Raw genomic sequence first — 7,314 nt, 5'->3', positions numbered from 1 at the left:
CTGCGGGGCCGTGGCCCGCTCCAGGAGCGCCGCCGGGAACGTGCCCGTTCCCTGGCCCCTTGCCGCTTCCGGCAAGCTGTCCGTTCCCTTGCCCCATGCCGCCCCCCGCAAGCTGCCCGTTTCCCGGCCCCTGGCCGCTGCCGCCGTGGTGCCCGTTTCCCTGGCCATGCCCGGCTCCGGCGAGCTGCCCGTTCGCCGGTCCCTGCCCGCCACCGGCCGCGCGGCCAGGGTCACCAGCGCTCAGCGCGCGCGGCAGTGTCGACAGCAGCAGCGTGATCGGGAACTCATGCCGCTCCTCGGCCAGGTCCGTCACCTCGGTGCGCGGCACCACGACCTCGAACACGCCGCGATCGACCTGCCAGTAGCCGAGCTGCCCGGCTCGCCGTTCCTCCATGCCCAGGTAGACGATGTGCAGCCGGTCACCGAGGTCGTCAAGCACCAGGCACGGCTCGCCGTGGTACGACCCGATGGGCCGCGATTCCCACAGCGCGTCGAGCTCACCTAGCAGGACCTGCTTGCGCCAGATCCCGCCAGGGGCGGGGGAGAAGCCGTGCTCTTCAGGCGGCGGGGGGGCGGCGAAAAGGGTGATGTCGCGGTCCGAAGGGCCGACGGCGGCCTGGTAGGAAGCGCCGAAGTAGGACGCCATCAGCCGGTAACGCATGTCTCACCCCTCTCTCGCGGGTCGCCGCCAGGCCAGCCCGTCGTACCGGGCGACCGGCTCCTCGCCGCTGTCTGCCAACCGGCAGAGGGTGGTGCCAATGGGTATCTGTATCGGCTCTAGGTAGAACTCAACGGGTTCAGCCGGGCCGCGTGACGTCACGGGGACGTATCCGTCGATCTCCCTGGCCTGCCAGCACAGGAAGTACATCTCGGTCATGTCGGGCTTAAAGTCCGACCCTTCGTAGCCTAGGCCCAGGGCATAGAACGCGTCTGCCGTGTTGCGGAACACCACATCACGCACTCGGTGCACATATCCGGCGATCACGCCGCGCTGCCCGTTCATGTACGGGCCGACCATCCGCGGCGGTATAACCTTCCGCATGGGCGTGCCGGGAAGTATGCGCGCAGGCTGTGCAGACTCGCGTGACACTGAACCCACGGACGCTCCTTCCCGCTAACGCCGATACCTCTGGTCCGCACATCCGGTCTGGTCAGGAGGCCTTTACGTCGCCGCAGGTCACGAGGTACCCATATCCGGCAATGTGCGCTCAACCGATTGTGCCGTGGAGATCGGGCAGTAGCGGGCTTAAAGTGCACTTTCATGGCATCAATTACTCCTCGTAGCAGAGCGGCGACTGACTGGCTACCAGAACACGGGTAAAGTCGCGGCATGCGCATCAGCAGGCCCACGGGGGACACGGGTGACGCCGAGCCGGCCGTCCAGGCGGCGCTCGCCGCGTACGCCGACGGCACCGGCAGCGAGCACGCCGCGCTGACCGCGCTCGCAGCCGCCAGGCTGCTCGTCCCTGTCGTCGCCGTGCTGGCCGAGGCCGGCGAGGGCGGCGCGGAGAAGGAAACCGAGATGGCGCTGCCGACGCTGATCGGCAACGACGGCCGCAAGGCGGTCATCGCGTTCACCGGCACCGAGGCGCTCCGGCGGTGGAAGGAAGATGCCCGCCCCGTCCCGGTGCCCGGCCGCAGCGTGTGGGCTGCGGCGCGCGCCGAGGCCGACGCGGCGGTGATCGACGTGGCAGGCCCGGTGCAGGTGGTCGTCGAGGGCGCCAGGCTCACCGCGCTCGCGAACGGCGAGCCGCCGCCGCTGCCGCACGAAGACCCGGACATCCGCGCCGAGATCGAGGCCGTCACCAGCGGCTTCACCCTCGAGCCCGGCGGCCGCGACGCCGACCTGACGGTGACCCTCGCGACAAGGGACATGGCCGAAGCCCGCGAAACGGCCGGCCAGATAGCGATGCGCCTGGCCCCCCGCCTCCGCCGCGGCATAGAAATAAGAACATCCTTATCCCGAACGTACGCGGCTGACTCCCGTCCCCCATGACTCACCGCGCGTGGGACATCACCGGCAGGCGCCCCTCGACTTAGGAGCAGCAAATTACGCCGAATCGCTGATAACAGCAAGAAAAGCGTAACGTTCTGCTCCTAAGTCGTGGTCGTGTCCCCAACGGACCGGTGCGTCCGCGCAGTGGCCATGGCGTACGGCACCCGGGCGCGCTGACTGTAGGGTGAACAGCATGTTTCGGTGGCTGACCGCAGGCGAGTCGCACGGACGGGCGCTCGTGGCGATCTGTGATGGCGTCCCTGCGGGGGTGCGGATCACCAGCGGTGACGTGGCGGCGGCGCTCGCGCGGCGGCGCGCCGGGTACGGACGCGGCGCGCGGATGAAGTTCGAGCAGGACGAGGTCGAGCTCACCGGCGGCGTGCGGCACGGCGTCACGCTGGGCGGGCCGGTCGCGATCCGGGTGGGCAACAGCGAGTGGCCCAAGTGGGAGACGGTCATGGCGCCGGACCCGGTCGACGCCGGAGAACTGGCGGACCAGGCGCGCAACGCGCCGCTGACCAGGCCGCGGCCGGGTCACGCCGACCTCGCGGGCATGCAGAAGTTCGGGCACACCGACGCCAGGCCGATCCTCGAGCGGGCCAGCGCCAGGGAGACCGCGGCCCGGGTCGCGCTCGGCGAGGTCGCCAGGCGCCTGCTCGACCAGTCGCTTGGCGTGCGGATCCTGTCGCACGTGGTGGCGCTCGGCGCGGTGGTCGCGCCGGACGACGCGCCGCCGCCTGCACCGGAGGACCTGGCGCGGATCGACGACGACCCGCTGCGCTGCGCCGACGCGGAGACGAGCGCCGCGATGATCGCCGAGGTCGACGCGGCGCGCAAGGACGGCGACACGCTCGGCGGCGTCGTGGAGGTGCTCGCGTACGGGCTGCCGCCGGGACTCGGCAGCTTCACCCAGTGGGACCGGCGGCTGGACGCGCGGCTCGCCGGGGCGCTGATGTCGGTGCAGGCGATCAAGGGCGTGGAGTTCGGCGACGGGTTCGTGACCTCGGGCCGCCGCGGATCCGGCGCGCACGACGAGATCTTCCTCGCGCCGGACGGGGTGCGCAGGCGGACGAACCGGGCCGGCGGCGTCGAGGGCGGCATGTCGACCGGTGACGTGCTGCGGGTGCGGGTGGCGATGAAGCCGATCTCCACCGTGCCGCGCGCCCTGGAGACCGTGGACGTGTCGACCGGCGAGCCCGCTAAGGCGATTAACCAGCGCAGCGACGTGACCGCGGTGCCCGCGGCGGGCGTGGTCGCCGAGGCGATGGCGGCGCTGGTGCTCGCCGAGGCGGCGACAGACAAGTTCGGCGGCGACTCGGTGGAGGAGCTGCGCAGGAACGCCGAGGGGTACCTGAAGTCGCTGGTGATCTCGTGACCGCGCTCGGGTCCGGCGCGGTCGTCGTCCTGATCGGCCCGCCGTCGGCAGGGAAGTCATCGGTGGGCGCGCTGCTCGCCGCCGAACTCGGCGTGCCGTTCGCCGACACCGACGACCTGGTGGCGGCCGCGGCAGGCAAGCCGGTCGGGGACATCTTCGTGGATGACGGCGAGCCGGTGTTCCGTGAGCTGGAGCGGGCCGCCGTCGCGCGCGTGCTCGAGTCGGCCGGGGCGTCGGGGGCGTCCGGGGCGTCCAGCCCGGGTGGCGGCGTCCTCGCGCTCGGCAGCGGCGCCGTGCTCGACCCCGACGTGCGCCGGATGATCGCCGGGCGGCCTATCGTCTACCTGGAGACGGGTTTCGCGGCGGTCGCGAAGCGAACAGGTATGGACCGGCCGCGGGTCGTGATCCCCGGCAACCCCCGCGGGATGCTGCGCGCGATGCTCGAGGAACGCCGCCCGGTCTACGCGGAACTCGCGACGATCACCGTACCGACCGACGACATGGCGCCCGAGGAGGTGGCAGCCGACCTCGCCAAGCGGCTGCGGGCATGACCGAGACCCGGATTCAGGTCGGCGGCGAGCGGCCGTACGAGGTGATCGTCGGCAGCGGGATGCTCGGCGCGCTGCCGGACCTGGTCGGCAAGAGCGCGCGGACGGCGGCGGTTATCCACCCCGAGGGCCTCGGCGCGGTCGCCAGGCCCGTCGGCCGGGTGCTGGCCGACGCCGGGTTGTCGGTGGCCGTCGCTGAGGTCCCAGCCGGCGAGGCCGCCAAGGACGTCGCCGTGGCCGCGCGGCTGTGGTCCTGGCTCGCGGAGGAACGGGTGACCCGTTCTGACTGCGTGGTGGGCATCGGCGGCGGTGCGGCGACCGACCTGGCCGGGTTCGTGGCCGCCACCTGGCTGCGCGGCGTGCCCCTCGTGCTGGTCCCGACCACGCTGCTCGGCATGGTCGACGCGGCGGTCGGCGGCAAGACCGCGATCGACATCCCGGAAGGCAAGAACCTGGTCGGCGCGTTCCACCCGCCGGCCGGAGTACTCGCGGACCTGGCGACGCTCGAGACGCTGCCGCGCCAGGACTACGTGGCCGGGCTCGCCGAGGTGATCAAGGCGGGATTCATCGCCGACGGCGAGATCCTGCGGCTGGTCGCGGCCGACCCGGCGGGGGCGGCGGAACCGCACGGGCCGCACACCCGCGAGCTGGTCGAGCGCGCCATCCGGGTGAAGGCCGCGGTGGTCTCCGCCGACCTGCGCGAGGCGGGGCAGCGGGAGATGCTCAACTACGGCCATACGCTCGGCCACGCGATCGAGCGGCTGGAAGGCTACCGGTTCCGGCACGGCGACGCGGTCGCCATCGGCATGGTGTTCGCCGCGGAGGTCGGCCGCCTGGCCGGGCACCTGACCGACGCTGACGTGGCGGCCCACCGGGAGGCGCTCACCTCGGTCGGGCTGCCGGTCTCGTACTCCCGCGGATCCTGGCCGGCTCTGCGCGAGACGATGAGCCTGGACAAGAAGTCGCGCGGCGACCGGCTGCGGATGGTAATCCTTGACGGCGTGGGGAACCCCGTCATCTTCGACAGCCCGCCGGAGGAACTGCTCACGCGGGCCTACGAGGCGGTGTCGGCGTGAGCACGCCGGGCGGCCGCCGGGTGCTCGTGCTCAACGGGCCGAACCTCGGCCGGCTCGGCAAGCGCGAGCCGTCCGTATACGGCACCGCGACCTACGCGGACCTCGTGGAGCTGTGCGAATCGGCAGGCAAGGAACTCGGCCTGCCCGTGGAGGTCCGGCAGACCGAGTACGAGGGCGAGCTGATCACCTGGGTGCACGAGGCGTGCGACGAGGGGCTGCCCGTCGTGCTCAACGCGGGCGCGCTCACCCACTACTCGCTCGCCTTGATGGACGCGCTGAAGATGCGCACTGCGCCGCTGGTGGAGGTGCACATCTCCAACATCGCGGCGCGCGAGGGATTCCGGCACGAGTCGGTGATCACGCCGGTCGCCGACGGGATCATCGCCGGGTTCGGCTTCACCTCCTACACGCTGGCGCTGCGCGCCGTCGCCGGGCTGCTCAAGGACTCACCGTGATCGTCGTCGTCGGGTTCATGGGCGCCGGCAAGACCACGATCGGCCGGATGCTCGCGGACCGGCTCGGCCTCCCGTTCGTGGACAGCGACCTGGTCATCGAGCAGCGGTCACGACGCTCGGTGCGGCAGATTTTCGACGAGGACGGCGAGCCTGCCTTCCGCGAGCTCGAGCGCGATGTGGTGGCGGGCCTGCTTGACGGGCCGGAGGCGGTGCTCGCCCTCGGCGGCGGCGCCGCGGACCGCGCCGACACCCGCGACCTGCTGAAATCCGCCCGGGTCGTGTACCTGAGCGTCGGCTTCGCCGAGACGATGCTGCGGGTGGCGGGGGACACCTACCGCCCGCTGCTCGCCCGCCCCGGCATCGACGAGCTGTACCGGCGGCGGCTCGCGGTCTACCAGGATGTTGCGACGCTCACCGTGGCGACGGACGGGCGGCGGCCCGAGGCGATCTGTCAGGAGGTCATCTCCCGGCTGGTCGCGGCGCCCGCTGTCCCGGCCGGCACGACCACCGTGCTGGTGTCCTGCACCGGCGGCACCTATAACGTGCACGTCGGCGCCGGCCTGCTCGGCGAGGCCGGGCCGCTGTTCCCGTCGCTGCCGTACGCGCGGACCGCGGTGCTGCTCGCCGCCGCCGCGGACAAGGACGCGGCCGCGACGCTGGGCGCCGCCCTCGGCAACGCCGGGCTCGAGCCGCGGCTGATCGAGGTGCCCGACAGCCAGCGCGCCAAGGACCTGGCCACGGTGGCGCAGGTCAGCAGCGAGCTCGCCGACCTCGCCGTGCACCGCGACGACCTGATCGTCGGGGTCGGCGGCGAGGTGATCTGCGACCTCGCCGGGTTCGTCGCGAGCACCTACAACCGGGGCATGCCGCTGGCGCTAGTGCCGACCACGCTCGCCGCGCAGGCCGACGCGGCGGTCGGCGGCAAGGCCTCGCTGAACCTGCCGCAGGGCCGCAACCTGCTCGGCACCGTGCACCAGCCGGTGGTGGTGATCTCCGATGTCGGGCTGGCCGCGGGCGGCCGCCGCGAGTATGCGGCCGGGCTCGCCGAGGTGGTCAAGCACGCGCTGATCAGCGGCGGCGACCTGGTCGGGCTGCTGCGCGAGCGGGCCGCCGGGCTGCGGGCCGGGGATCCTGACGTGCTCGCCGAGGTGGTGGCGCGCAGCGTGCGGGTGAAGGCGGGGATCGTCAGCGGCGACGAGCGCGAGGCGGGCGACCGGCTGTACCTGAACTACGGGCATACCTTCGGCCATGCGATCGAGCAGGTCAGCGGGCCGGACGTGGCCGACGACGGGGAGGCCGTCGCGATCGGCATGATGGCCGCCGCCTATCTCGCCAGGAGGCAGGGCCGGATCGGCGACGACTTGGTGGCGCTGCACCGCGAGCTGCTCACCGGGCTCGGCCTGCCGGTCTCCGGCCGGTACAGCCTCGGCGATCTGCGCGAGGCCTGGCGGCGAGACAAGAAGTACCGGGGGAGCACGCGGTTCGTCGTGCTGAACGCCTTGGGCCGGCCGGTGTCCGGCGTGCCCGCCGACGAGGCGAGCCTTGGCGCCGTCCTCGGCGACCTCGCCGCCTGAGCCGGCGCCGCCCCAGTCCCTGGCTTAGTCCAGCCGGATCCAGGTCTTGCCCGGCACCTCACGGGCCGCGCGGAACGCCTCGGCCACCTCCTCGAACGGATAGCTCGCCCGCAGCACCCGGCCGGGGGAGGGCGGCGGCGCGGCGACGGTAGCGGCGAAGTCGCCGGGATGGTCGTAGATCAGCGAGCCGCGCAGCGTGAGCTGCCGTCGTACCAGCAGCCCCGTGTCGACCCGCGCCTGCTCCGGGCCGAGGCCGATGAGCGTCAGCGTCGCGCCGGGCGCCGCCCGGC

Annotated in this window: 9 protein-coding genes; 6 read left to right on the top strand and 3 right to left on the bottom strand. The window is 72.6% G+C overall.

Features of this window, described 5'->3' with window-relative positions; translation table 11 throughout:
• Both WA805_RS01340 and WA805_RS01335 read right to left on the bottom strand, forming a co-directional pair.
• The coding region (locus tag WA805_RS01340; RefSeq protein ID WP_425241457.1) for a hypothetical protein at positions 1-661 on the bottom strand (661 nt) is incomplete at its 3' end.
• 3 nt (positions 662-664) lie between these two features.
• Positions 665-1,042, bottom strand: a complete 378-nt coding sequence (locus WA805_RS01335; protein WP_422270910.1) for a hypothetical protein — start codon at positions 1,040-1,042, stop codon at positions 665-667.
• 288 nt (positions 1,043-1,330) lie between these two features.
• Between WA805_RS01335 and WA805_RS01330 the strand changes: the two genes are divergently transcribed.
• The 6 genes from WA805_RS01330 (at position 1,331) to WA805_RS01305 (ending at position 7,024) form a co-directional block, all read left to right on the top strand.
• Complete coding sequence (locus tag WA805_RS01330) at positions 1,331-1,996, top strand: SseB family protein (RefSeq protein ID WP_422285506.1); 666 nt, start codon at positions 1,331-1,333, stop codon at positions 1,994-1,996.
• 193 nt (positions 1,997-2,189) lie between these two features.
• The gene (aroC, locus tag WA805_RS01325; RefSeq protein ID WP_422285505.1) at positions 2,190-3,371 is read left to right on the top strand and encodes a chorismate synthase; all 1,182 of its coding nucleotides are present in this window, start codon (positions 2,190-2,192) and stop codon (positions 3,369-3,371) included.
• Positions 3,368-3,922, top strand: a complete 555-nt coding sequence (locus WA805_RS01320) for a shikimate kinase (protein WP_425241456.1) — start codon at positions 3,368-3,370, stop codon at positions 3,920-3,922. Before aroC ends, WA805_RS01320 begins: the two co-directional genes overlap by 4 nt.
• Complete coding sequence (gene aroB / locus WA805_RS01315) at positions 3,919-4,995, top strand: 3-dehydroquinate synthase (RefSeq protein WP_422340852.1); 1,077 nt, start codon at positions 3,919-3,921, stop codon at positions 4,993-4,995. The genes WA805_RS01320 and aroB overlap by 4 nt, the downstream gene beginning before the upstream one ends.
• Positions 4,992-5,450, top strand: a complete 459-nt coding sequence (gene aroQ / locus WA805_RS01310; protein WP_425241455.1) for a type II 3-dehydroquinate dehydratase — start codon at positions 4,992-4,994, stop codon at positions 5,448-5,450. Before aroB ends, aroQ begins: the two co-directional genes overlap by 4 nt.
• Complete coding sequence (locus tag WA805_RS01305; protein WP_425241454.1) at positions 5,447-7,024, top strand: bifunctional shikimate kinase/3-dehydroquinate synthase; 1,578 nt, start codon at positions 5,447-5,449, stop codon at positions 7,022-7,024. The genes aroQ and WA805_RS01305 overlap by 4 nt, the downstream gene beginning before the upstream one ends.
• A gap of 24 nt (positions 7,025-7,048) precedes the next feature.
• On the opposite strand, the gene WA805_RS01300 is transcribed toward WA805_RS01305, so the two are convergent.
• Positions 7,049-7,314, bottom strand: a 266-nt coding sequence (locus tag WA805_RS01300; RefSeq protein ID WP_425241453.1) for a hypothetical protein, incomplete at its 5' end; no start/stop codon positions are given.

Origin of the sequence: Trebonia sp. (assembly GCF_049794275.1) — a bacterium.
Taxonomy (GTDB): Bacteria; Actinomycetota; Actinomycetes; order Streptosporangiales; family Streptosporangiaceae; genus Trebonia.
The sequence above is the reverse complement of the archived record's forward strand: the minus strand, read 5'-3'. Positions and strand labels throughout refer to the sequence as shown.

Bases quoted from the DNA above. Each gene is read 5' to 3' on its own strand.
- WA805_RS01335 (WP_422270910.1), bottom strand. From the start codon at position 1,042: ATGCGGAAGGTTATACCGCCGCGGATGGTCGGCCCGTACATGAACGGG.
- WA805_RS01330 (WP_422285506.1), top strand. From the start codon at position 1,331: ATGCGCATCAGCAGGCCCACGGGGGACACGGGTGACGCCGAGCCGGCC.
- aroC (WP_422285505.1), top strand. From the start codon at position 2,190: ATGTTTCGGTGGCTGACCGCAGGCGAGTCGCACGGACGGGCGCTCGTG.
- aroB (WP_422340852.1), top strand. From the start codon at position 3,919: ATGACCGAGACCCGGATTCAGGTCGGCGGCGAGCGGCCGTACGAGGTG.